This window comes from Hymenobacter sp. CRA2 (assembly GCF_002007105.1).
GTDB lineage: Bacteria > Bacteroidota > Bacteroidia > Cytophagales > Hymenobacteraceae > Solirubrum.
Map to the genome: position 1 here is coordinate 246756 of NZ_MVBC01000003.1, position 24539 is coordinate 271294.

The 24539-nt window shown below is 60.8% G+C and carries 21 protein-coding genes; 14 read left to right on the forward strand and 7 right to left on the reverse strand.

Annotated features, from left to right (window positions below; genetic code table 11):
* The first annotated feature begins 6 nt into the window (after positions 1 to 6).
* From B0919_RS07390 to B0919_RS07405, 4 genes are all read left to right on the forward strand, one after another.
* Positions 7 to 1041 (forward strand): AAA family ATPase, encoded by a 1035-nt coding sequence (locus B0919_RS07390; RefSeq protein ID WP_078011593.1) that lies wholly within the window; start codon positions 7 to 9, stop codon positions 1039 to 1041.
* A gap of 231 nt (positions 1042 to 1272) precedes the next feature.
* Complete coding sequence (locus tag B0919_RS07395; RefSeq protein ID WP_078011594.1) at positions 1273 to 2637, forward strand: DUF58 domain-containing protein; 1365 nt, start codon at positions 1273 to 1275, stop codon at positions 2635 to 2637.
* 102 nt (positions 2638 to 2739) lie between these two features.
* Positions 2740 to 4791: a beta-N-acetylhexosaminidase gene (locus B0919_RS07400; protein WP_078011595.1), complete on the forward strand. Its 2052-nt coding sequence runs from the start codon at positions 2740 to 2742 to the stop codon at positions 4789 to 4791.
* A gap of 51 nt (positions 4792 to 4842) precedes the next feature.
* Complete coding sequence (locus tag B0919_RS07405) at positions 4843 to 5715, forward strand: hypothetical protein (RefSeq protein ID WP_139361974.1); 873 nt, start codon at positions 4843 to 4845, stop codon at positions 5713 to 5715.
* Between the two features lie 6 nt (positions 5716 to 5721).
* Here B0919_RS07405 and B0919_RS07410 read toward each other — a convergent pair whose 3' ends face one another.
* Positions 5722 to 7131 (reverse strand): urate hydroxylase PuuD, encoded by a 1410-nt coding sequence (locus B0919_RS07410; protein ID WP_217701007.1) that lies wholly within the window; start codon positions 7129 to 7131, stop codon positions 5722 to 5724.
* Between the two features lie 234 nt (positions 7132 to 7365).
* Here B0919_RS07410 and allB point away from each other — a divergent pair, with 234 nt between their 5' ends.
* The 8 genes from allB to B0919_RS07450 all read left to right on the forward strand — a co-directional run bounded on the left by allB (position 7366) and on the right by B0919_RS07450 (position 15597).
* Positions 7366 to 8700, forward strand: coding sequence for an allantoinase AllB (gene allB, locus B0919_RS07415; protein WP_078011597.1), 1335 nt, complete (start codon positions 7366 to 7368; stop codon positions 8698 to 8700).
* Between the two features lie 4 nt (positions 8701 to 8704).
* Positions 8705 to 9955 (forward strand): allantoate amidohydrolase, encoded by a 1251-nt coding sequence (locus tag B0919_RS07420; RefSeq protein WP_078011598.1) that lies wholly within the window; start codon positions 8705 to 8707, stop codon positions 9953 to 9955.
* Complete coding sequence (allE, locus tag B0919_RS07425) at positions 9956 to 10705, forward strand: (S)-ureidoglycine aminohydrolase (protein ID WP_078011599.1); 750 nt, start codon at positions 9956 to 9958, stop codon at positions 10703 to 10705. It begins immediately after the preceding gene.
* Positions 10706 to 10827: 122 nt separating this feature from the next.
* Positions 10828 to 11334, forward strand: coding sequence for a 2-oxo-4-hydroxy-4-carboxy-5-ureidoimidazoline decarboxylase (uraD, locus tag B0919_RS07430; protein WP_078011600.1), 507 nt, complete (start codon positions 10828 to 10830; stop codon positions 11332 to 11334).
* Positions 11331 to 11672, forward strand: a complete 342-nt coding sequence (gene uraH, locus B0919_RS07435) for a hydroxyisourate hydrolase (protein ID WP_078011601.1) — start codon at positions 11331 to 11333, stop codon at positions 11670 to 11672. Before uraD ends, uraH begins: the two co-directional genes overlap by 4 nt.
* A 275-nt stretch (positions 11673 to 11947) precedes the next feature.
* On the forward strand, positions 11948 to 13384 hold the full coding sequence (locus B0919_RS07440; RefSeq protein ID WP_078011602.1) for a DUF6986 family protein: 1437 nt from the start codon (positions 11948 to 11950) through the stop codon (positions 13382 to 13384).
* 69 nt (positions 13385 to 13453) lie between these two features.
* A complete protein-coding gene (locus B0919_RS07445) occupies positions 13454 to 14005 on the forward strand; it encodes a hypothetical protein (protein WP_078011603.1) in 552 nt (183 codons plus the stop codon).
* 392 nt (positions 14006 to 14397) lie between these two features.
* Positions 14398 to 15597: a tol-pal system protein YbgF gene (locus B0919_RS07450; protein WP_078011604.1), complete on the forward strand. Its 1200-nt coding sequence runs from the start codon at positions 14398 to 14400 to the stop codon at positions 15595 to 15597.
* 237 nt (positions 15598 to 15834) lie between these two features.
* Here the strand turns inward: B0919_RS07450 and B0919_RS07455 are convergent, their stop codons facing one another.
* Positions 15835 to 16137: a hypothetical protein gene (locus tag B0919_RS07455; protein WP_078011605.1), complete on the reverse strand. Its 303-nt coding sequence runs from the start codon at positions 16135 to 16137 to the stop codon at positions 15835 to 15837.
* A gap of 88 nt (positions 16138 to 16225) precedes the next feature.
* Here B0919_RS07455 and B0919_RS07460 point away from each other — a divergent pair, with 88 nt between their 5' ends.
* A complete protein-coding gene (locus B0919_RS07460) occupies positions 16226 to 16987 on the forward strand; it encodes an IS5 family transposase (RefSeq protein ID WP_078011606.1) in 762 nt (253 codons plus the stop codon).
* Between the two features lie 36 nt (positions 16988 to 17023).
* Here the strand turns inward: B0919_RS07460 and B0919_RS07465 are convergent.
* Together B0919_RS07465 and clpB are read right to left on the reverse strand one after the other, a co-directional pair.
* A protein-coding gene (locus tag B0919_RS07465; protein ID WP_410503616.1) for an IS1 family transposase occupies positions 17024 to 17729 on the reverse strand; the annotation gives its coding sequence in 2 pieces (ribosomal slippage) (positions 17024 to 17447 and positions 17446 to 17729; 708 coding nt in all).
* Positions 17730 to 17844: 115 nt separating this feature from the next.
* A complete protein-coding gene (gene clpB, locus B0919_RS07470; protein WP_078011607.1) occupies positions 17845 to 20460 on the reverse strand; it encodes an ATP-dependent chaperone ClpB in 2616 nt (871 codons plus the stop codon).
* Between the two features lie 263 nt (positions 20461 to 20723).
* Here clpB and B0919_RS07475 point away from each other — a divergent pair, with 263 nt between their 5' ends.
* A complete protein-coding gene (locus B0919_RS07475; RefSeq protein ID WP_078011608.1) occupies positions 20724 to 22604 on the forward strand; it encodes an SIR2 family protein in 1881 nt (626 codons plus the stop codon).
* 166 nt (positions 22605 to 22770) lie between these two features.
* Here B0919_RS07475 and B0919_RS07480 read toward each other — a convergent pair whose 3' ends face one another.
* The 3 genes from B0919_RS07480 to B0919_RS07490 all read right to left on the reverse strand — a co-directional run bounded on the left by B0919_RS07480 (position 22771) and on the right by B0919_RS07490 (position 24330).
* Complete coding sequence (locus tag B0919_RS07480) at positions 22771 to 23217, reverse strand: type II toxin-antitoxin system VapC family toxin (RefSeq protein ID WP_078011609.1); 447 nt, start codon at positions 23215 to 23217, stop codon at positions 22771 to 22773.
* Positions 23214 to 23465 carry a hypothetical protein gene (locus tag B0919_RS07485; protein ID WP_078011610.1) on the reverse strand — a complete coding sequence of 84 codons (252 nt, stop codon included), beginning with the start codon at positions 23463 to 23465 and terminating at the stop codon, positions 23214 to 23216. Before B0919_RS07485 ends, B0919_RS07480 begins: the two co-directional genes overlap by 4 nt.
* Before the next feature lie 169 nt (positions 23466 to 23634).
* Entirely contained in the window at positions 23635 to 24330 is a 696-nt protein-coding gene (locus B0919_RS07490) for a hypothetical protein (RefSeq protein ID WP_078011611.1), read from the reverse strand.
* Positions 24331 to 24539 lie beyond the last annotated feature (209 nt).

Below are 24539 nucleotides of genomic sequence, written 5' to 3' on the forward strand. Positions count from 1 at the left end.
CTGCTTATGGAACCTTCGACCAATCATTCGCCCGAACCCAACGCCCCTGACACGCCGGCCGCTGCCGACACGCTGGCCTTCACGAACCGCACCGACCTGAGCCAGCTGGCGGGCACCACCGAGGCGGTGCGCCGGGAAGTGGGCCGGGTGCTCGTGGGCCAGCACGACCTGGTAGAGCTGCTGCTGGTAGCCCTGCTGGCCGATGGCCACGTGCTGCTGGAAGGCGTGCCCGGTGTCGCCAAGACCCTTACGGCCAAGCTGCTGGCCCGCACGCTCGACGTGCCCTTCGGCCGCATCCAGTTCACCCCCGACCTGATGCCCTCCGACGTGCTGGGCACCTCGGTGTACGTGCCGGCCAAGGGCGCCTTCGAATTTCGCCCCGGCCCCATCTTCTCCAGCGTGGTGCTCATCGACGAAATCAACCGCGCACCGGCCAAGACGCAGTCGGCCTTGTTTGAGGTGATGGAGGAGCGCCACGTCACCTACGACGGCACCACCTACAACCTCGACGAGCCCTTCCTGGTGCTGGCCACTCAGAACCCCGTGGAGCAGGAAGGCACTTACCGCCTGCCCGAAGCTCAGCTCGACCGTTTCCTCTTCAAGGTGCTGGTGCCCTACCCTACCGAGGCCGAGGAAGTGCTGATTCTGCAGGGTCACCATGCCGGACCAGGCGGTTTGCCGCTGGAAGAAGTCAAGTCGGTGCTGTCGTCGGACCAGCTGAAGGCGCTGCGCCAACAGGTACGCCGCCAGCACGTGGAGCCGCGCCTGTTCGAGTACGTGGCCAAGCTCGTCGGGCTGACGCGCACGCACAAGTCGTTGTACCTGGGTGCCTCGCCGCGGGCCTCGCTGGCCTTGCTCAACGGCGCCAAGGCCCTGGCCGCCCTGCGCGGCCGCGACTTCGTGACGCCCGAGGACGTGCAGCACCTGGCCGCCCCGGTGCTGCGCCACCGCATTCAGCTCACGCCGGAGCGGGAGTTGGAAGGCCTCGGCCCCGATGACCTCGTGCGCCAGCTGATTCAGCAGGTCGAGGTGCCGCGGTAGAGCCCAGCCGTGGCCCTACGACCCCAACCGCAGATCAGCGAAGCTGAAGTCGTAGGGCCACTACCATTGCTGAGGCTTGCCCCCAGCTACATGGGGCCAGAGTGCGTTTCAGCGGCTTGCCTCAGCTTGAAAACCAGCTTCCGTTTGCCCGAGCCGATTACTGCTTTGCCCAGCCAATCGATAGGCTTTTTACTCGTTCTGCCCTACGCGAACTGAACGTTCGCGCTACATATGCCTGCTTCTCCTCTCCGCGAGTTTTTCCGTGCCGTACTGCTGCCGCCGCGCTTTTTCGTGGCCCTGGCTGCCGTGCTGGTGCTGCTGACGGTGGCGCACTTCTGGCGGGTGCTGCTGGTGCCCGCGCAGGTGCTGGCCGGGCTCCTGGCGCTGCTCACGCTGCTCGATGCGCTGCTGGTATTTCGCGCGGCGCCGGGCGTGTTTGCCCGCCGGGTGCTGAGCAAACGCCTCTCCAACGGCGACGACAACGACGTGCGCATCGTGGTAGAAAACCGCTACCCGTTCGCGGCCCGCCTCGACGTCATCGACGACGTGCCGGTGCAGTTTCAGCGCCGCGACCTGGTGTTTCCGCTGCACCTGCCCAGCGGGCACAGCACCACGCTGCAGTACCAGCTGCGCCCCACGCGGCGCGGCGAGTACGTGTTTGGGCAAACCAACGTGCTGGCCCGCTCGCCGCTGGGGCTGGTGCAGCGCCGCTACCGCTTCGGCGAGCAGGACGAGGTGGCGGCCGTGTATCCGTCGTTTCTGCAGATGCGCCGCTACGAGCTGCTGGCCCTTTCCAACCGCCTGAGCGAGGTGGGCGTGAAGCGCATCCGCCGCGTGGGTCAGAGCATGGAGTTCGACCACATCCGCCCTTACGCCCTCGGCGACGACCCACGCGCCATCAACTGGAAAGCCACCGCCCGCCGCCCCGGCCAGGGCGACCAGCTGCTGGTGAACCACCACGAGGACGAGCGGGCCCAGCAGGTGTACTGCATTATCGACAAGGGCCGCGTGATGCGCATGCCCTTCGCCGAGCTGGCCCTGCTCGATTACGCCATCAATGCCTCGCTGGTGCTCAGCAACATCGCCCTGCTCAAGCACGACCGGGCCGGTCTCATCACCTTCGCCCACGAGCCCGGCGACGTGGTGCCCGCCGACCGCCGCCGCGGCCAGCTGCCGCGCCTGCTCGAAGTACTTTACCGCCAGCAGACACGCTTTCTGGAGTCGGACTTTGAGCGGCTGGCGGTGCTGGTGCAGCGGCAAGTAAAGCAGCGCAGCCTGCTGGTGCTCTTCACCAACTTCGAAAGCCTGCACGGCCTGCAGCGCCAGTTGCCCTACCTGCGCCGCCTGGCCGCCCGGCACCTGCTGCTGGTGGTGTTCTTCGAAAACAGCGAGCTGCGGCAAGTGCTGGAAACGCCGGCCAGCACCACCGACGAGCTGTACGTGCAAACCGTGGCCGACAAATTCTCGCAGGACAAGCGCCGCATGGTGCTGGAATTACAGCGCTTAGGCATTCACGCGCTGCTCACCACCCCGCAAAACCTGACGGTGAATACCATCAACCGCTACCTGGAGTTCAAGTCGCGGGGGCTGATTTAAGCGGCGGCTGAAAACTCGTTGCACCGGCGTATCCCGGGCGGGCATAGCAGGTATCGGCAAAGAAATTGCGCTGCATGGGTCAATTCCCCGTAAACTCGCCTCATGCTTCGTTTGCTTTTCCTGTTGCTGGCCCTGCCGCTGGCCGTTTTTGCCCAGCCCACCAATACCCGCTCCCTGTTGCCCGTGCCGTCTCAGGTCAACTGGGGCAAAAGCCGCTTGTACTGGAAAGCGCCCCTGCAGCTACGGCTGGAGCGCGACGATGACCCGGCCGTGCGCGCCGCCGCAGAACGCCTCCTAGCAAATTTAGGTCGGCAGGCTGGCCGCCCGCAGGCCAGCGCCAAAGCTCCGCAGCTGCAAATCCGCTACGGGCAGCCGGGCCGCATGGAAAACTTCGATGAGGAGCGCTACACCCTGCGCGTGCTGCCCGCCGGCGTCACCATCGACGCGCCCACCAGCCTCGGGGCGCTACGTGCTCTGGCCACCTTGCAGCAGCTGTTCACGGCCGATGGCAAGGATTTTTACTTCCCCGAAGTCGAGATTCAGGACCAACCCCGCTTCGTGTGGCGTGGGCTGCTCATCGATGCGGCGCGCCACTTCATGCCGGTGTCGGTTATCAAGCGCAACCTCGACGGCATGGCGGCGGTGAAGCTGAACGTGCTGCACTGGCACCTGGCCGACGACCAGGGCTTCCGCGTCGAAAGCAAGGTGCTGCCCAAGCTGCACCAGGTGGGCGGCGCCAAGGGCTACTACACGCAGGAGCAGGTGCGCGAGGTGCTGGCTTACGCTCAGGCCCGCGGCATTCGGGTGGTGCCCGAGTTCGACGTGCCGGGCCACACCACGGCCTGGATTGCGGCTTACCCCGAGCTGGCCTCCAACGACTCGACCTACGGCGTGGCTACGCGCTGGGGCGTACTCAATATTGCCGTGGACCCCACCCAGGAAACGACTTACCAGTTGCTGGATAAGCTGTTCGGGGAAATGACGACCTTGTTTCCGGATCCGTACTTCCACATCGGCGGCGACGAAAACGACGGCCGGCAGTGGCGGCGCAACCCGCGCATTGCCCAGTACATGCGCGACAACGGCATGGTGAAGCGCGACGGGACCGTGGACAAGCACGCCCTGCAGACGCAGTTCAACCGCCGGATGCTGACCATCGTGAGCAAGTACCAGAAGAAAATGGTGGGCTGGGACGAAATCCTCGGCCCGGGCCTGCCCAAGGATGCCGTCATTCAGAGCTGGCGGGGCAAAAAAGGCCTGTACGAGGCGGCCAAAGCGGGCCACACCACCCTGCTCTCCAATGGCTACTACATCGACCTGAACCTCACCGCCGCCTCGCACTACGCCCCCGACCCGCTGCCCGCCGACGCGCCGCTCACCGACGAGGAGAAAAAGCGCATTCTGGGTGGCGAAGCGGCCATGTGGGCCGAGTTTGCCGATTCGGTGATTGTGGACTCGCGCATCTGGCCCCGCGCCGCGGCCGTGGCCGAGCGGCTCTGGTCGCCGGCCGCGGTAACGAACGTAGACGACATGTACCGCCGCCTCGCGCTGGTGTCGGCCGAGCTGGAAACCCTGGGCCTGCAGCACCGCCGTGCGCCCCACCAGCTGCTGACGATGATGGCCGCCGGGCAGAAGCTGGAGCCGCTGCAAACCCTGGCCGGCGCGATTGAGCCGGTGAAAGAGTACAAGCGCCACTTCCAGGGCATGAAGTACACTACCGAAACGCCCCTGAATCGCCTGGTGGACGCCGCCCCGGCCGAATCGGAAGCGGTGCGCGTGTTCTACACCACGCTGGACTCCTTGCTGCGCGCACCCCGGGCCAAGGTTACGGAGCTGCCCCGTACGCCGGCCACGCGCCGGCAGCTGGCCTACCTGCGCGCTCAGCTGAAAGACTGGCAACAGAACGATGCCCGCGTGCAGCCGCTGCTGCAGTTGAACCCGGCGCTGCGCGAGTACGCGCCCTTGTCCACCCAGCTCACCGTCGTTTCCACTTTGCTGCTGCAGCGCCTGGAGCAGCTGGAAAAAGGCCAGGCCGCTTCGGCCGCGTGGCTAGCCACGGCCCAGCAGCAGGTGGACGCAGCTAAGAAGCCCGCCGGTCAGGCCGAGTTGGCCCTGGCCACCAAGCTGAGCAAGGACTTGCTGGCTCAGCCCTAACCCGGTGCCCCATCAGCCGTAGCTTACGGCTTTTCCCCTCCCTTTTTCTGCATGCGTTATTCTTTGTTGCTCGGCGCGGCCGTGGCTGGTTTGGTGGCTTGCCAGAGCACCCAGCAGGAAGCTGAGCACCCTGCTAATTCGGAAGCTACTAACAATGCCTCCTCGCCCCAAGCCTTGGCCCAGCGCTTTGCACCGTTTATGAATGGCAACTGGGTTAGCGCCGAATACCTCGATGCGCTGGCCCGCACCAAGTCGCCATACGAAGCGTCGGACCTGCTGATGGGCGTCCCGGAGCTGAGCATCAATCTGAACGCAGCCGTGGGGGACAGTGTGCCGGTGCCCGCCAGCCTCAACAACCACGAAGGCTACCCAATGGGCCTGTTTTTGCGCCCGGCTATCAAGGCCAACGCGCTGCCTACCAATCATTTTGACCCCGACAAAACCGGTAGCTTCTACGAGTTTTCGTACCGAATTACGGGTCCCGATACCTTCTTGGTGCTCAACCACTACGATCAGCGCAAACGCCTGCTGGATGCGGTGCGCTACCGCCGCGTACTGCGCAACAACCAACGCATGCGCGAAATGGATCTAATTGAATATGCCGTCAACCGCCAGCTCTTTGCCGGACGCTACGCCGCTACCGATTCGGCAGGGCGTACCAGCAATGTGCAGCTCACCACCGACGGCCGCATCACCGGCCTGGGCCCCTGGCGCTGGTACCAGCCCACCACCGATTTTGTGGTGATACTGGCCAACGATGTGGATAACCTACAAATCAGCACCAAGCCCAATGCCAGCGGCTCCACGATGACCTTCCGCGTCAGCGGCGACACGCTGCGGCTGTACGCCGCCAAGGTCGTCGAGACGCCGAAGCCCGAACTAGTGCAGGGCAAGCTGCACTACACGCTGGTACGCCAGCGCTAGCACGGCCTACTCCGCCTTCGCGCCCTGCTCAATCCAGCAACGAATCAGGTCCCGCTCCTCCTGGGTCATGCCCGTCTTGTTGTTTTGGGGCATGGTCTTGGTCACTACCACGCGCTGCATGATCTTGTCTTTGAGCCGGATGATGTCCTGGGGTGAATCGTACACCACCCCGTTCGGCGGCGACTTGAACACGTCGTCGGTGGGCGTGGCGGAGTGGCAGCGGATGCAGCGCTGCTGCACAATGCCCTGCACTTGGGCCATACTCACGTTGGGCGTGCAGCCCGCGCCGGCGGCCCCAGCCTCGTTTTTCGGGGCCGTCACGAAGGCTACGGCCAGCAGCAGGCCCGCCGCCAGCGGAAACACCACTCCGGTGGCCTGGTGCTTTTCGCGCAGGTTCAGCCAGTGCTTCACGCCGGCCGTGCCCAGGGCAATGGCAGCCAGCACCAGCCACGGATAACTATGGCCGAAGGTGCTCGGGAAGTGGTTGCTGACCATCACGAAGAGCACCGGCAGGGTGAAGTAGTTGTTGTGCAGGGAGCGAAGCCCGGCGTGCTTGCCCAACTTAGGGTCGAGCGGCAGGCCTTCCGTGGCGGCCTTCACCATGGCTTTCTGTGCCGGAATGATGATGAAGAACACGTTGCCCACCATCAGCGTGCCGAGCATGGCGCCGAAGTGCAGGTAAGCCGCCCGGGCGCTGAACACCTGGCAGTAAAACCATGCAAACGCGGTGGCAATCAGAAAGCCCAGCACGGCCATGGCGGGGCCATTCTTCACCAGCGGCGTGCGACACAGCAGGTGGTAGATAACCCACGCCACCACGAAGGACCCGATACCGATGCCCACGCCCGCGAGCGGACTGATATCGAGCACCTGCGGGTCGATGAGCATGGCCGTGGGGTTGAAGTAGTACACCACGCACAGCAGGCTGAAGCCCGTCAGCCAGGTGAAATACGCCTCGTACTTAAACCAGTGCAGCGCCTTGGGTATTTGCTTGGGCGCGAGCTTGTATTTCTCCAGGTAGTAGAAGCCGCCGCCGTGCACGGCCCAGAGGTTGCCAGCCAGCTCCTCGCGCACATTGTCGGTGCGGTTGAGCGCGTTTTCGAGGAATACGAAGTAGAACGAAGCCCCAATCCAGGCAATGCCGAAGGTCACGTGCATGAGCCGCACCACGATGTTGAGCCACTCCATCAGGTGGCCTTCGTAGGGCGAGCCGGCAGCGAAGTTGTAACCCACGGCCAGCAGGAAAATGACGGCCAGCACCGTGAGGGCGTAGCCGAAGCCCTGCAGCGTCAGGCCTCCTTCGCCGAGGGCGCCGCCGCGGCCGTGCGAACGGGCCAGCCGGTGCAGGAAAGCACTGATGCCAAGAATGACCAGGAACACCGCCAGCACAACCACCACAAGGAGCAAGGAAACCATAAACGCGTAGGCTTGGTCCGCCGCCTGACGGGCCTGGTACTAAGGAAGAAAGCAAGCAGTGGACAGAAAGCCAGCAACGACCACCGAGCAGATAAGCAACGACCGTGCAGGCTGGCAGTCAGCTGGTTGACCAACATGCCAGCGGAATTTCAACTTTTCCGCGCGAAGAACCGATGGAAGGCAGCGCTTCGTGTTTGAAATATTCTCATTTTGTAGCACACTCCGCCCGCCTTCATGCCAGATTTCGCAATAAAAAGTAAAAAAATAGTGACGCCGGTCGGGGTGCGGCCGGGTCTGGTGCTCGTGGCAGGTGGCCGCATTGCGGCCGTGCTGCCCGAGGACGCTGCCGTAGCGGTGCCCATCACCGACGTACAGGAGCGCGCCGTACTACCCGGCATCATCGACCCGCACGTGCACATCAACGAGCCGGGCCGCACCGACTGGGAAGGCTTCGACACGGCTACCCGCGCCGCGCTGGCCGGCGGCCTGATTACGCTGGTGGATATGCCCCTGAACTCGGCGCCGGTCACTACCTCCGTAGCGGCGTTCGAGCAGAAGCTGGCCGCCACGGCCGGGCAGCTGCACGTCAACTGCGGCTTCTGGGGCGGCGTGGTACCCGGCAACGCCCACGAAATCGAAGGCCTGATTGCCCGCGGAGTACTTGGCTTCAAGGCCTTTCTCACGCACTCCGGCATCGGCGACTTTCCCAACGCCACGGAGGCCGACTTGCGCCGGGTAATGCCCGTGCTGGCCCGGCACGGCCTGCCGCTGCTGGTGCACTGCGAGCTAAGCCAGGCCGACAACACGTGGATGCGCGGCGACAAACGCTCTTACCAGAATTACCTCGCCTCGCGCCCCAAACGCTGGGAAGACGAAGCCGTAGCGCTGATGATCCGCCTGTGCCGCGACACGGGCTGCCGCACGCACATCGTGCACCTCTCCTCCGCCGATTCGCTGCCGCAACTTGCCGCGGCCAAAGCCGAGGGCTTGCCGCTGACGGTGGAAACCGGCCAGCACTACCTCTTTTTCCACGCCGAAGACCTACCCGACGGGCAGACGCGCTACAAGTGCGCGCCGCCCATCCGCGAGCGGGCCAACAACGAGCAGCTCTGGCAGGCGTTGCAGTCGGGCCTGATTGACTTCGTAGCCACCGACCACTCCCCCGCCCCGCCCGCGCTGAAGCAGATTGACACCGGTGACTTCACCACCGCCTGGGGCGGCATTGCCTCGCTGCAGCTGGCGCTGCCGGTGCTCTGGACGGGCGCCCAGCCCCGCGGGGCTTCGCTGGTGGATCTGGCGCGCTGGCTAAGTGAAAATCCGGCGCAGCTCATTGGGCAGCAGCACCGCAAAGGCCGCCTCGAAGCCGGCTACGACGCCGACCTGCTGGTGCTCGACGCCGAAGCGACCTTTACCGTGACTGAAGAGCTGCTGCACCACCGCCACAAGGTGTCGCCCTACGTGGGGGAGCAGCTGCGCGGCGTGGTGGAGCAAACCTACCTGGCGGGTGAGCTGGCGTACCAGCACCCCGAGTTCGTGCGCCTGAACCAAGGCCAAATCCTGACCCGCTAGCCGCATGAGCAACTACCCCGAACGCGCGGCGCAGCTCATGCGCCGCATCGAAGCATTGGCCGCCATCAGCGAAGAGCCGGGCGTGGTGACGCGCACCTTCGGCACGCCGGCCTTTCTGCAGGGCCGCGCCCTGGTGCAGCAGTGGATGCAGCAGGCCAGCCTAGACGTGCGCGTAGACAGCATCGGTAACCTGCGCGCACGGCTGCGCAGCCCGCGGCCCGGCGCCCAAACCTTCGTTATCGGCTCTCACATCGACACGGTAGTGAATGCCGGCAAGTTCGACGGGCCGCTGGGCGTGCTGCTGGGGCTGGATTTGCTGGAGCAGCTAGCGGCCTGCGGTACAGAGCTGCCGTTTCACCTGGAGCTGCTGGCCTTCAGCGACGAAGAAGGCGTGCGCTTTCATACCACTTACCTCGGCAGCAAAGTCGTCACGGGGGCCTTCGAGCCCGAGCTGTTGCAGCGCACTGACGCAGCCGGTATTACGCTGGCCGAAGCCATCCGGACCATGGGCGGCGACCCGGCACAGCTGGCGGCCGATGCGCTGCCGGCCACCGAGTGGTTGGGCTACTTCGAGGCGCACATCGAGCAGGGCCCGGTGCTCTGGGAGCGGCAGGTGCCCGTGGCGCTGGTCACGGCCATTGCTGGGCAGCGCCGCGTGGAGCTGACCTTCCGCGGCATGGCGGGCCACGCCGGCACCGTGCCGATGGATATGCGGCAGGATGCCCTGGCCGGGGCAGCCGAGTTTGTGCTGCTGGCCGAGCGGTTTGCCCGGGAGCACGGCCGCAGCCTGGTAGCCACCGTGGGCAAGCTGCACCTGCCCCATTCGGCCAGCAACGTGATTCCCGGCGAGGTCGTCGGCAGCCTGGACCTGCGCAGCCCCGACGAAGCCGAGCTAGCGGCGGCCTACCAGCAGCTGCAGGCGCAGACCGAAGCCCTGTGCCAGCGCCGCGGCCTCACGCTGCACTGGCAGCCGGTGCAGCAAACCGCCCCCGTGGCTTGCTGCACCGAAATGAATAGCCTGCTTGGTCAGGCCATTGCCGCCGCGGGCCACGAAGTCATCGGGCTGGTCAGCGGCGCCGGCCACGACGCTGTGCCGATTTCGCAGGTAGCACCGGCTACCATGCTCTTCGTGCGCTGCTACCGCGGCATCAGCCACAACCCGCTCGAAAACGTGGAGCCGGCCGATCTGGCCGCGGCGCTACAGGTTGCCGAGCAATTCCTCGCCCTTCTGCTTACCCAACCCCAACCCCGCTAAATGGAAATTTCTGCCCTTACCCGGTCGGTCGTGAAGCGCAACCACGCCGTCATTGCCCCCGACGGCTACATCAACAGCAACGTGCCGGGCTGGACCAACTGCACCGTCAACGTCATCATCAACGAGCAGATGGGCGCCCGCCTGGCCCAGACGCTCATTACCCTGCGCGAGGGCGGGCAGCTTCAGGGCCGCACCGAGGCTTCGCAGATTTTCTTCTATGTGGTCGGCGGGCAGGTGCAGGCTACCATAGCCGGGCAGCAGGCGCGTACCCTCACCGAAGGCCAGTACGTGTACGTGCCCACCAAAACGGACTACCTGTTCGGGCAGCCCAGCGAGGGTGCGCAGGTGCTCACCTTCCACAAAGTGTATGAGCCGCTGGCCGGACACGCGGTGCCGGGTGTGTACTTCGGCGAGCGGGACCTGAGCAAGGCGCCCGTGTACATGAACGACGAGGCCCTGCGCATTCAGGAGCTGCTGCCCAACGAGCTGGGCTTCGACATGGCCGTAAACATCTTCACCTACGACATCGGCGGGCACCTGCCCATGGTGGAGACGCACATCATGGAGCACGGCCTGATGTATTTGCAGGGTCAGGCTATTTACATGCTCGATCAGCAGTGGTACCCGGTGAAGAAAGGCGACTCCATCTGGATGGCGCCCTATTGCCAGCAGTGGGCCACGGCCATGGGCAAGGAGCCTTCGGTGTACATCTACTACAAGAACGTCAACCGCTTCCCGACAGTAGTCTGAGGGCAGAACGTCATGTCGCGCATGTCGAGACATCTCGCTGAATGAGTCCGTTTACTATCGGGCATCAGCCCGCGAGATGTCTCGACTTCGCTCGGCATGACGTTCTATACCTATCTGAAACCATGACCCTGGATGAACTCAACCATCTCGACCGGCCGGCTCTAGCCGAGGCGCTGCGCAAGTGCTGCGGCGCCTCGGCCTGGGTGACGCAGATGCTCGCCGTGTTTCCGGTAGCCGACCGCGACACCCTCCTTGGGCAGGCCGATACCATCTGGGACGGCCTGACGGAAGCCGACTGGCGCGAGGCTTTCACGCACCATCCCAAAATCGGCGACCTGAACGCGCTGAAGGAAAAATTCGCCAGCACCAGCACCTGGGCCGCCGGCGAGCAAGGCGCGGTGCGCCAGGCCTCAGAGGAAACGCTGCAGGCCCTGGCCGCCGGCAACGAGGCCTACGAGCAGAAATTCGGCTACATTTTCATCGTCTGCGCCACCGGCAAGTCGGCCGAGGAAATGCTCACGCTGCTGCAAACCCGGCTGCCCCACCCGTCGGAGCAGGAAATCCGCGTGGCGGCCGATGAGCAGCGCAAAATCACCCGTATTCGGCTTGAAAAGCTCCTGACGCCATGAGTCAGCTTACCACCCACATCCTCGATACCACCAAGGGCCGCCCTGCCGCCGATGTAACGGTGGTGCTCTACAGCCCGCTGCCCGGCGACGGGTGGCTGGAAATCACCCGCGGCGTGACCAACCGCGACGGCCGCATTCCGGACCTGCTCTCACCCACCATGCGCCTGCCGGTGGGCATCTACAAGCTCAAGTTCTTCACCCAGGAGTACTTCGACCGCGCCGCTACCACGACGTTTTACCCCTTCGTGGAAATCGTTTTCACCGTCTCCGATGCCTCGCACTACCATGTGCCGCTGCTGCTGAACGCCTATGGCTACAGCACCTACCGGGGTAGCTGAGCGAGCAGCTGTTAAACGTGATATTGGCCGCTCTAGCGCGTCATGTTGCGCAAAAAAGCCCGTCCTGTCGAGCGCAACCGAGACATCTCGCGGGCTGATGCCCGATAGTAAACGGACTCATTCAACGAGAAGAATACTATCGAGCGAGATGTCTCGACTGCGCTCGACATGACGACCTTTCTCAAGTCGTGCAACGACGCACGCGTCGCGGTTGCGCTCGACATGACGACCATTCCAGCCCCTAATTCCCAGCTTCTAGCTTCTTCCCACTTCCCATGCACCTCAGCTTACCCGAATCCGATAAAAATCAGCTGCTGGAGCAGCTCGGCGCTGCCAACCGCGAGTTTCAGCAAGTGTATCCCGGCGACCGGCCCGACCGTCAGCCCGTGCACACCGTGTACGGCGGGGCCAACCTCTTCAAGGCCGATACCTGCCAGCGCATGGGCGACATTGCCCTCAACAGCCTGCAGACCTACGCCTCAAACTTCGCCGAGCTGGCGCGCGTGCTCCGGCTGGAGGGTCACGAGCACCTGCCCACGCTGGCCACCGACGTGGCCGACCTCACCGCCCGCCTTGATGCCATGAGCGAGGCCGAGCGCAAGAAGGAGCACGCCTGGCTGGCGTATTCGGTCTACAACAAAGTCATCCGCAAGCTGCAGACCGAAGCCGTGGAAGACTTCCGCATCGACTTTGAGGATGGCTTCGGCAACCGCCCCGACGACGAGGAGGACGCCACCGCCGTGCAGGCGGCCAAGGAGCTGGCCAAGGGCATGACGCAGGGCACCATTTCGCCCTTTATCGGCATTCGCATCAAGCCCTTCACCGAGGATTTGAAGCAGCGCGGCGTGCGCACCCTGGATATTTTCCTGACCACGCTGCTGGCCGAAACCGGTGGCAAGCTGCCCGACAATTTCGTGGTGATGCTGCCCAAGGTGACCATTCCTGAGCAGATGACGACCATGGTGCGCCTCTTCGAGCTACTGGAACAGGCCAACGGCCTGCCCGCCGGCTCGCTGCGCATGGAAACTATGGTGGAAGCCACCCAGATCATCATGGACGACGAGGGGCGCAACCCGCTCATGCGCATCATCCGCGCCAGCGAGGGCCGCTGCATCGCGGCGCACTTCGGCACCTACGATTACACGGCCTCGGCCGGCATCACGGCCCGGTACCAGACCATGGCGCACCCCGTCTGCGACTTTGCCCACCACATGACCAAGGTGGCGCTGGGCGGCACCGGCATTTTCCTTTCCGACGGGGCTACCAACGTCATGCCCATCGGCCCGCACCGCGGCGACAACCTGAGCTATGAGCAGCTGCGCGAAAACCGCGAATCGGTGCACAACGCCTGGCGCCAGGGCTTTGCGCACACCACCCACTCGCTCATCAACGGCCTTTACCAGGGCTGGGACCTGAACCCGGCCCAGCTGCCGATGCGCTACGCAGCCACCTACACCTTCTTCCTCAGCTCTTACTCCGACGCGCTGCACCGCCTCAAAACCTTCGTGGAGCGGGCTGCCATTTCTACCCTCACCGGCGACATTTTCGACGACGCAGCCACCGGACAGGGCCTGCTGAACTTCTTCCTGCGCGCCCTGAACTGCGGCGCCATCACCGAGGAAGAGGTGCTAGCTACGGGCCTGACCACCGACGAAATTCAGTCGCGCTCCTTCTACCGCATCCTGCAGGGTCGACGGCAGCAACCGGCGTAAGATATCCGAAAACGTCGTGCCGCGTGCGGCACGACGTTCTTATATTCAGCTGCTTCCCGTCTCTTTCCCATGATCCGCAGAATCAAAGTGCTGGCCAGCGGCGACTCCGTGCTGGCCATCGGCCGGACCAAAAAGTCCTTGCGCCGGGATATGTACTGGCTGGGCGCAGCGCTGCTGCTGGCGGCAGTGTGCCTGGCGGTGGAAGTTGGGGCGCTCTTGAGCGACGCGGCACCGGATTACCTCAGCGTCGGCGCCGTGGCCCTGGGCGCAGCCGTGCTGCTGCTGCTGCTAGCGTTGCTGCGGCGCCTACGTCGGCAGCTGCTGGCTCGCGACCAGATCATCTTCGATCGGGCGCAGGCGCTGGTACGGCGCAACGACGAGCCTCCGTTCTGCTCTTTCGAGGAAATCAGCCGCGTGGTGCTCGAAGCCCAGCACGACCCCGACGACCATTTTCGCGGCTACCTGCTCTACCTCGCCACGCCCGCCAAGGGCCGCCTGGTCATCGGCGAAGGGCTGGCCAAGGCGAAGGACCTGGCCGTGGGGCGCTTTATTGCCGAATTTACGGGCAAGCCGCTGGAGCGCCGCGGCGAGCTGGCCGCCGATGCCAACTGCCACCCTTAGTGCGTTTGCGCCGATGTTCAGCATCATTGGCAAGTACAAATCATTTTATCAGTAAGCAATACGCAACCAACGGCTTACGCACCAGTCATTCAGCAAATAACGTTATATAGAAACCTTTGCCTTGAGCATCCGCTTATGGGGCAATGCCACGCTACTTCCCGGTCAAGGTACCGCCAGCAGTTTACCAGATTAGCTACCCCGATACCGCCGAAGAGCAGCCGTTGAGTTGCGCGCTGGTCCGAACTAAATCCCATAGTGTAGTTTTACGTACCAGAACAGCTGTTACCCGCCGGCAGAATACAATTTCCGACCTAATGAAGCGCCTACTCTGTCTTTTGCCCGGCAACCGTATCTGGCTTGTGCTCTGCTGTTGGCTGGCGACGAGCGGGGCTATGGCCCAGACGGCAGACACGACGCGCAAAGCCCGGCCCATCCGCAACATCGACCTGGAAAACGTGGACGTGGCCCCCGACGCGGTGGATACCAAGGGCTGGCTGCTGCTCAACCAGGACATTGCCCTGGAGCTGGACGGGGCCGTACAGAACCTCTACAACTTCAAGTACGACCGGGCCGAAAAGCAATTCCGCTCCCTGCGCCGCCGCTACCCCAACCACCCCATGCCCTACTTCCTGATGGGCCTGAGCACGTGGTGGAAAATCGTGCCGACGAACTGGCAGAGCAAGCTCTACGACAAGCCCTTTCAGGCGTACATGGACACGGCCATCACCAAGGCCGAAGCCTTGTACGAGAAAGATAACAAGAACTACGAGGCCTGCTTTTTCCTGGCCGCCTCCTACGGCTTTGCCGGCCGCCTGCAGGCTGAGCGCAAAAACTGGCCTAAAGCCACTATCAGCGCCAAGCGCGCCCTGAAGTACCTGGAGCTGAGCCAGGAAGCCAACGGCCTGAGCCCGGAATTCCTCTTTGGGCAGGCGCTGTTCAACTACTACGCCGTCTGGATTCCAGACAACTACCCCATCCTCAAGCCCGTGCTGCTGCTCTTTCCCAAGGGCGACAAGCAGCTCGGCATTCAGCAGCTGCGCACCGTGGCCGACAACGGCATCTACGTGGGGCCGGAGGCGAAAGTGTTTCTGATGCGCATCCTCAACAACGAGGAAAACAACCCCACGCTGGCCATGCCCATTGCGCGCAACCTGGCCACCAAGTACCCCGACAACGGCTACTTCCAGCGCTTCTACGCCCTGCTCTGCTTCAACGAGGGCGACTTCCGCGAGTGTGAGCAAACCAGCCGCGACATCCTCGACAAGCTCAACCGTGGCTTGCCCGGCTACGAAGGTATCAGCGGGCGCTACGCCACCTATTTCCTGGGCTGGCTGATGCAGAACAAGTACAAGGACATGGTCAAGGCCAAGGACTACTACCAGCGCTGCATCGTGTTTGCCGAAAGCACCAGCGACACCAAGGGCGGCTACTACCTCTACGCCAACCTGAACCTGGCCCGCCTCGCCGACAAGGAAAACAACGTGAGGGACGCCCGCCGCTACTACGAGGAAGTGGCCAACATAGCGCCCCACAAGTCAGTTAATTACACCGAGGCCAAGAATTACCTGAAGGCGCACAAGGTGAAGAAATAACCACCGGCAGCCGACATTGTAAATCCCATCGGGCCCTTAGCCAGCACTGACTAAGGGCCCGATGGGTTTGTTCTTTGTATCTAGCAGATTCTCGACAGGGGTAGCGCAGGTTTTAGCCTGCGTTTATTTGAACGTAAGTGGATTAAATAGTGCGTAGCATCAACATTCAGAATTATCTATAGTATAAATCAATTGTCTATCATTTAGAACGTGTTGGGGAATTGGCGTAAGGTGCTGTCAACCTCCGCTCAGCACGCTCAGACCAACTCCGATGAACAACAGCAGTAGTGCAACAAAGTAGCCCGCACCAGCATACGCGGCCCACTTGTGCAGCTCGGACACCGCCCGCTTGCGGTAATTCCTTACCGCAACGGTACCCATGACAACCGGGGCCACGAGCACCTGAAATAGCGCCAGCAGGGAGGCTTGCCCGGACCATTCGTCGCCTAAGGCTATTCCTATAAGAACCAGTAACCCACCGTAGATAATAACCAACGTTAGCCAACTCAGCGCTGGTACACTGGTAATTCGGTCAGCCATAACGGAGAGCGTATTGAGGAATGGAGCAGATGGTAAACAGAAACGAGCCAGTAAGTTGGGGCGGGAGTTCCTAGGCTTCCGGCCCCGTATGGTTGAGTGCTTTCAACCCCTTACTGACTCGCAGTGGCAAGGTATGATTCCGCTGCTGCCGCTGCAACGCAAACGGCGCTTGTGCCTGCGCCAAGTCGTCAACGCCCTACTGTACGTATGCCGCACGGGCTGCCAATGGCGCAGCTTGCCGGCGGTATTTCCGAAGTGGACGGCGGTGTATTACTACTACCGGCGCTGGCAGCAGGACGGCACGCTGCCGCGCCTGAACCGCTGCTTGATGCAGGCTGAGCGTGTGCGCGAAGGACGGGCTCCGACGCCGGCCGTGCTCTGCCTGGACAGTCAAAGCGTGAAGCTGGCCCCGCGCATCTGCGAAGCCCGCGGGCTGGACGCGCACAAACGCGTGAACGGGCGCAAGCGGCGGCAGCTGGTCGACACGCAAGGGCGCGTGTGGGCCTGCCGCAGCCACGCGGCGCACCAGCACGACGGGCACGGCGCGGCCCCGTTGCTGCTCGAACGCCGCCACTGGGGCCCGCGCCTGCGCGCCGTGGTCACTGACCAAGCCTACCGCGGCCGTTTCGCCGAGGGGCTGCTGGCGCGCGGCCTGCGCCACGAGCTGGCCAGCCGCCCGCCGTCGGCCCGCGGGTTTGTGCCCGTGGCCCAGCGCTGGGTCGTCGAGCGTACGTTCGCCTGGCTCAACTGCTTCCGCCGCCTAGTGGTCGACTACGAGCACCTGCCCGAAAGCCACGCCGCGTGGATCCTCTGGGCCAACATCACGCGCTGCCTAAATCGAATCACCTAATTCCCCAACACGCTCTTAACCCTCTCAGGTAGTGGCTCAGATAGGCTGACGAGTGCGGTTGTAGTCGTGCAAGAACAGGTTGATGCAGGCGTCGAGCAGCTTTACGGAGCGGGAGAAGGACAAGGATTTGCGCACCAGTCGGCCGAGGCGTGCGCGCAAGGTGGCGTTGAACCGCTCGATGTGGATAGTTGTGCCGCGGCACGCGGCCGGCAAGTGCTGACGCCACGGAATGACGCCGGTGTAGGCCTCCCATAAATCCGTGTAGCACCAAGCCCGTCGGTACTCGGGTGGCAGCCGGCGCCAGAGCTTGCGGGCCGTGCGCCGGCTGCGGCAGCCCAGCGCGTAGGCCACGACCTGGCGCGTGCGGCGGCATAACGCCAGCCAGAGCCACACCTTGCGGCTACGGCGGCCGACGAAGGTGCACAGCTCGTCCAGCTCCAGCCCGTCAACGGGCCGCGCCGGCGCCAGCGTCTGAGCTAGCGGCGGCAGTTGCTGGGCTTTTTTTTAGCCACGCCGTCACCGTTTGCCGCGACACGCCGAAGATGCGTGTCAGCCCCCGCAGACTCGTGCGTTCTTGGTAGGCGCGCAGGATTTCGGCTTTGCGCGCCTCCGAGTACGCCCCGTGGCCTGGCGCCGAGCGGCTGCTCCGCCCACACGCCCGGCAGTGGTAGCGTTGCTTGCCATTGCGCGCCAACCCATTCTTGCGCAGCGCTGAAGCGCCGCAGTACGAACATGCTTCCATGTTCTACTATACGGGCTTCAGCCCACCTGAGCCACTACCAAAAAAATATTAGTAATGAAAAAGCCCCACTGGCAAACTGCCAGCGGGGCTTTTACTTTCAAATCAACTAACCGAATTACACGCCCGGAATCTGCACGTCCACGTTGGTGAAGCGGATGGTGCCGTCTTCCAGCTCGGCTTCCACTACGGCGTCCTTGCTCACCTTGCCCGAGAGAATGTCCTTCGACAGCTCGTTGAGCACCAGGCGCTGCAACACGCGCTTCAGCGGACGGGCACCGAAGGTCGGGTCGAAGCCCTGCTCGCCGAGGAAGTCCAGGACCTCATCGGTGGCTTCCAGGCGGATGCCGGCTTCTTCCAGGCGCTGCTGGATCTGCTTGAACTGGATGTCGACAATCTTGCGAATCTCCTTGCGCTTGAGCGGCTGGAACATCACGATTTCGTCAATGCGGTTCAGGAACTCGGGGCGCATGTGCTGCTTCAGCCGCTCGATGACTTCCTCGCGGGTGCGGTCCACCACTTCCTCGTGGTTGTACTCGTTCAGCTCCTTGAAATTGCGCTGGATGATGTCGGCGCCCGTGTTCGAGGTCATGATGATGATGGTGTTCTTGAAGTTGGCCACCCGACCCTTGTTGTCGGTGAGGCGGCCGTCGTCGAGCACCTGCAGCAGGATGTTGAACACGTCCGGGTGGGCCTTTTCGATTTCGTCGAGCAGAATCACCGAGTAGGGCTTGCGGCGCACGGCCTCGGTCAGCTGCCCGCCTTCGTCGTAGCCCACGTAGCCGGGAGGCGCCCCGATCAGGCGCGAGGTGGCGTGGCGCTCCTGGTACTCCGACATGTCGATGCGCACCATGGCATTTTCGTCGTTGAACAGGTACTCGGCCAGGGCCTTGGCCAGCTCGGTTTTCCCGACGCCAGTCGTGCCGAGGAAGATAAACGAGCCGATGGGGCGCTTCGGGTCCTGCAAACCGGCGCGGGAACGACGCACGGCGTCCGAAATGGCCGCAATGGCTTCCGACTGACCCGCCACGCGCTTGCCCAGCTCGGCTTCGAGGTTGAGCAGCTTCTCGCGGTCCGACTGCAGCATCTTGCTCACCGGGATGCCGGTCCACTTGGCCACCACGTCGGCAATGTCCTCGTGCGTCACTACTTCCTGCAGCATGGAGCCGCCGTCCTTGTTGGCGTTGGCTTGCTCCTGCAGGGTCTTCAGCTGGGCTTCGGCTTCCTGGATTTTGCCGTAGCGCAGCTCGGCCACGCGGCCGTAGTCGCCCTGGCGCTCGGCCTGCTCGGCTTCCACCTTGAAGCGGTCGATGCTTTCCTTCACCGTCTGGATGTTGGTCAGCACGTCCTTTTCGCCCTGCCAGCGGGCCTTCAGCGAGTCGCGCTTTTCCGACAGCTCGGCCAACTCCTTGTTCAGGACGGCCTCGCGGTCCTTGTTTTCCTCGCGGCGGATGGCCTCGCGCTCAATCTCCAGCTGCATGATGCGGCGTTGCACCTCGTCGAGCTCCACGGGCATGGAGTTCAGCTCGATGCGGAGCTTGGCGGCCGCCTCGTCCATCAGGTCGATGGCCTTGTCGGGCAGGAAACGGTCGGTGATGTAGCGGCTGGATAGCTCCACGGCGGCAATGACGGCGTCGTCGGTGATGCGCACGCCGTGGTGCAGCTCGTACTTCTCCTTGATGCCGCGCATGATGCTGATGGCGTCCTCAATGGTCGGCTCGTCCACCATCACGGCCTGGAAGCGGCGCTCCAGGGCCTTGTCCTTCTCGATGTACTTCTGGTACTCCTTGAGGGTGGTGGCGCCGATGGAGTGCAGCTCCCCGCGGGCCAGGGCGGGCTTGAGCAGGTTGGCCGCGTCCATGGCGCCCTCGCCGCCCGCGCCGGCCCCGATCAGCGTGTGCATCTCGTCGATGAACAGAATGATCTGGCCTTCGGAGTCGGTGACTTCCTTGATGACGGATTTGAGGCGCTCCTCAAACTCGCCCTTGTACTTGGCACCGGCGATGAGCAGGCCCATGTCCAGCGACATGATGACCTTGTCCTTGAGGTTCTCGGGCACGTCGCCGGCCACGATGCGCTGGGCCAAGCCCTCCACGATGGCGGTTTTGCCCACGCCAGGCTCCCCGAGCAGCACAGGGTTGTTCTTGGTGCGGCGCGAGAGAATCTGCAGCACGCGGCGGATTTCCTCGTCGCGGCCGATGACCGGGTCCATCTTGCCCGAGCGCACCTGCTCGTTGAGGTTGCGGGCGTAGCGGTTCAGGCTCTGGTACTGGTCCTCGGCCGACTGCGAGGTCACTTTGCGGCCGCCCCGCAGTTCTTTGATGGCGGCTTTGAGGTCTTTGAGGTTGAAGCCCGTGTCCTTGAGCAGGGTGGCAACCTGGTCGCGGCCGTCCACGAGGGCCAGCAGCATATGCTCCACCGACACGTACTCGTCGCCGAACTCCTTGAGGAAGCCGTTGGCGCGCTGCACGGCGGCGGCGGCTTCGTTGGCGAGGTAGGGCGAACCGCCGCTCACCTTCGGATAGCCGTTGACGATGGCATCCAGGCGCGGGGTCAGGATGTTCAGGTTGACGCCGAGCTTCCCAGCGAGGAAGCCGGTCACGTTTTCATCCACCTGAAAGAGGGCTTTCAGGAGGTGGCCCGTCTCGATGGCCTGCTGCTGATGGCCGCCGGCAATTTCGGTGGCCTTCTGCACGGCCTCCTGGGCCTTGATGGTGAAGTTGTTGAAGTTCATAGGTCTAAGTCCGGTTCAGGTGCTTTGGCTAAAAGCTGATACGGGCTTAGCAAATGGCGGGCTACTTCCGAAAAGCGGACTTTTTGGCTGGTTTTGTGGCCTTTGATCGATGCTGTGTATGCAAACTTGTCATAACTTGATGTGGGGCTTTTATATGAACGAAGCAGATTAATGCGGTAGATAGAGGTCGTATCAATATCATGGGAACATGCGTCATTAAATAATAATACTGAGTATCTTCACATCGGATAAACTCTTTTTTTATGAATAAAGAAAACTTGTTTCAAGCTATACGACATGGGGATGTCGCGCTTTGGGTAGGGGCTGGCTTCTCTTTATACGCAGGGTATCCTACAGGGGCACAGTTAGTAAAATCCATATATTCTAAATTATCCAAAGAAGAACAGCAGCTAATATCTTCTGAATTGCCATTGCCTCTTTTTACTGAAAAATGTATAAACCTTCGGTTAGGCAATAGGAATAGTGTTCTAAGAGCGGTTGTTGAAGAACTCCGAATCAGACCTAAGACGATGAAGTATCATGAAATGCTTTCGAAAGTGCCTTTTATTGATACGATAATTACCACTAATTATGATGAGCTTTTTGAAAGAGCTTACGGTGACGAACGAATTCATAAAGTTGTTCAATCACTTGATTTGCCTTTTATAAACAACGCTAAGACGGTTCTTTATAAATTGCATGGCGAGCTTGCTAATCCTGCTTCAATAATTGTATCAGAAGGAGATTTTAGAAGTTTTTATTCAAAGAAGGATTTGCTGTTGTGGAAAGTTATTGAAGGAATGATGGCAACGAAGACGTTAGTATTTTTAGGTTATAGTTTGGACGACCCTAATATTTTGTCAATGTTTGAATATGTTTTGGGGTCTTTGCCGAGTGTGATGAAAGAAGCATACTTAATAGCTCCGAACCTTAATACGATTAAGGTTAAGGAATTGGCTATGAAAAACGTTGTATATATAAATTCAACGGGAGAGGATTTTGTTGAAGATCTAATTAAATACTTTAAAGATAATTTATTGTTAGATGCTAGTAATGGCGTTGTTTCTGGAGATAAGGCTAGGGCAATGCTGAAAAATTTGGGTTTAAATTTTATTGGCAGCCTTAATAAGGAAGGTGTTAGTATAGATGGGTTATATAAACAAGATGGCACTTATAACTATGAGCTTAATTTTACAATGAAAGGGGATTCGGTTTATACAGATCAATTGCGTAAGTTGGATAGAGGTGAAATCCTTGGGGCAATATCAATCCCATACTCAGATTTTTTGCATATTGAGTTTCGTGCTGAAGGCTTCAGGTTGCCTGTAAACACTGAATTTCTCTATATCGAAAAAGCAGCAGCATTTGATAAGTTAGTTGATTTGCTATTTGATGATGGTGTTAGTTATTCTGACTTGCATATAAAATTGTATGGGGCATTGGGTAAGATAAAAATAGTTGTTCGTTACAAGCATGTTGTAATGGAATTCACTGTAGGTAAAATAAGGAAAGGTGTTTCTGATGTAAACTTTGCAATTACTCATGATGATAAAAAGTTTAAATCAGTGTCTGCTGAAAAGGAGATATATTCATTGTTGAGTAAATTTGCTTCTGGTGAATCGTTTAAGTTGTTTGATGTAGATGGTGAAGTGTATTCTAATAAAATTGAATCGAGAGAGTTAGTTAAATATGCAGATGGAATGATTAGATACTTTAATGATTTAAATGCTATAGAACGTCATTTTTCAGTTGTATTTAAAAATATGGATGTTGAGTCTAATTATTATTCTGAAGTAGAGATGCTGGCTAATATCATTAATAATTCTGTTTTGCAAATAAAATTTGAAGTGCCTTATAAGGTTGATAAAGATGAAAACAATGCCTCCTTAGTAAGGGATAATATTAGAGGTGGTAAAGGTGATTTGGTTGTTACTGCTAAGTGTAAGTATAATATGAGCTTTGAAATATATGGAAAGGAGTTTGGTGTAGAGTTTGCTAAAACATATCTAATAATGGATGGTTATATAAAAGAAGGGGAAAAGGGTAATAGTAAGGTGTATGTAGTGGGTAGCAAGTCTAAAAAAGCTCAATTGAATTATGAATATCCTGCGACAGACAATCCGCCGTTTAATATATCTGTTTAGTGAAGTTTGAGAATAAAAAAGCAGCGAAGCTGGTGAGTTCCTTCACTCCGCTTCGCTGCGTTCAGGATGACAGGCGACTGGGGCTGCTGATGTGGTTATCCGTTACTGTTGCTTCCCCGGCGTCTCCGGGCTGCTTTTCTGCTTGCCGGGGATGATAAAGCTATTGCTACTGCAGCGGTTGACCAGCAGGCAAGGCGGGCGGCGCATCAATCCAGTTTTCCAGCCGGATGCCCGCAAGCTCGCCGAAGTGGCGGATGTTGCGCGTGACCAGGGTGAGGCCGTAGGCCAGGGTGGTGCAGCCAATGAGCAAGTCGAAATCATCCTGTGGGCGGCCGATGCTGCGCAGGCGGGCCTTTTCGGCCCCGTACAGCTCAAAGCAGGTGGCAATGGGGAGGATGCGGCTGGCAAACAGCTGCTGGATTTTCGTCAGGTTCTGGCGGTTGGCTGCTTGGCGCGTCGGGGCGCTTTTGGCAATGCCGTAGATGAGTTCGGCTATGGTCAGTTCGCTGATGAAGCAGTTTTGCACACCAACCGCATCAAATTTGGTGGATAAGGCTGCTTCGCCTTTCAGGAAATAGATGCAGATGTTCGTGTCGAGCAGGTATCGGCTCATAGCTCTATTTCCCGGTCACGGAAGTGACGGGCTTCGCGTAATTGCTTGGCCAACTCCTCGCCGGTTTCTTCGGACTGCCAAGCCCCAAATAGCTCGTGCATCAGGCGTTGTTGCTCAGCAGCAGATAATGCGGTGGTGGTGGCGGGGTGCGGAATGACGGTAGCCGTGGTTTCGGGCAGGCTTTGCAGCAGGCGCAGCACGTTGGCGGCTTGGTCGTCGGGAAATTCCAGTTCGAGGGCGAGTTTCATGGCTAGCTAAGATACGGGGCAGGGCTTTAAGGCAGTAACCCAACCAGCCGGCCGCACAAATTCACCGGATTGGTGGATTGTGCGGCCGGCGGGTTGGGTTAACTATCTGGCGTCAGCACGCGAGATGTCTCGACAAGCTCGACATGACGTTCTTTGTATAGTTGCCAAGTTACCCCAGCTTCTCCGGTGTCCCGTCGTTGCCGCCTTTGTGCTTGCCTTTGCGGTCGATGACGAGGCGGGCGGCTTGGATGCGCTGGTAGAACTCGGGGTGGGAGCGGGCGTACTTGCGCAGGCTGCGGTCGAGGCGGTCTTCGAGGAGGGTGGCCAGGTCGGAGAACTTGGCTTTGATGGCGAGGCGGGCGGCTTTGGCGTCGCTGATTTGCTGGCGCGGGTCGTTTTTGCTGCCCTGGAAGGCGGTGAGGGCGTCTTGCAGCTCCTGCAGGCGCTCCGGGGTTACGCCGTAGTCTTCGAGGGGTTTGGTGTGGGCGTTGGCGAGGTCGAGGAGGTCCTGGGCTGCGTCGGTGAGGGCGGTGGCGCGCAGGTTGATGAGGGTGCCGTAGCTGTGGTTGGCGGCAGCCTGGATGGTGCGGTCTTTCAGGGCGGTGCCGTAGGCGTACAGGTCGCCGGCTATTTCCCCGGCGCTGGTGGCTAGCAGCTCGCGGCGGTCGGTCTTGGCGGCGGTTTTGCCTTTGCTGAGGCGCTGGGTTTGCTGGCGCAGCGGGCCGAGGTCGTTGGTGAGCTGCTGCAGCTCGGCGAGGGCTAGTTGGAGGGCTTTGTCCTGCTGGTAGGGACCGGGGTCTTGCTGGAGGGCGAGCAGGGTGTTTTGGGCGGCGGTGAGCCGGTTGTCTTGTTTGGCAGTAAGCATAAGGGGAATGCGGGTATGGGGTAAAAGTGGAAATCAGACGAAGCGAATAGGTGTGCGCAGTGGTAGGATAGGGGCGAAGCTCAAGAATAGGAATATTCGGGAAGATTATGGTAATACCACCGCCGGAAAATGTGTGACCAGGCTTTGGACGGTTGGGGCTGAGCTTTGGACGGTCGCGTCTGGGCTTTGGATGACTGGGGCCGGGCTTT